The sequence below is a fragment of the Viridibacillus soli genome (assembly GCF_016612995.1).
In the GTDB taxonomy this organism is placed as follows: domain Bacteria; phylum Bacillota; class Bacilli; order Bacillales_A; family Planococcaceae; genus Viridibacillus; species Viridibacillus soli.
Map to the genome: position 1 here is coordinate 1 of NZ_JAEOAH010000101.1, position 423 is coordinate 423.

Below are 423 nucleotides of genomic sequence, written 5' to 3' on the forward strand. Positions count from 1 at the left end.
ATTTTTTATTTTCGCCAAAAAGTTGAACAGTCTGCCTTATCGAAAATATTAAACTCAATCATTTTCTCAAGTAATGAGAAATCAACCGGACTATTCCACTGGATACGCATCAACTGCTTCGTGTGATCATAGCCAGCCTGCACAATTTCATCAGAAAAATGATTGATCCCTGCACTTTCAGGGGCAACAGCCAAATGTTGTTTGGCTACGCTAAAGCCAATAATAAATGTGTCGTGATCGGTAAACATAGGCTGATTCCACGCAATCTTTGGCTTTAAATTTGGAAATGTCTTAGCTACCCAAGCCAAAACTTCTTCCGTTCGTTCCCGATGTTGCGGGTTATCAATCTGTACTAAATACTCTGCAAAAACTTCCATATTGTTCTCTCCTAAACTAAAAAATTATTAAAGAAATAACCTCTTA

At 37.4% G+C, this 423-nt stretch carries 1 protein-coding gene; it reads right to left on the reverse strand.

Features of this window, described 5'->3' with window-relative positions; translation table 11 throughout:
• Window positions 1-5 precede the first annotated feature (5 nt).
• On the reverse strand, window positions 6-377 hold the full coding sequence (locus tag JFL43_RS22175; protein ID WP_200750729.1) for an iron chaperone: 372 nt from the start codon (window positions 375-377) through the stop codon (window positions 6-8).
• Window positions 378-423: the final 46 nt, after the last annotated feature.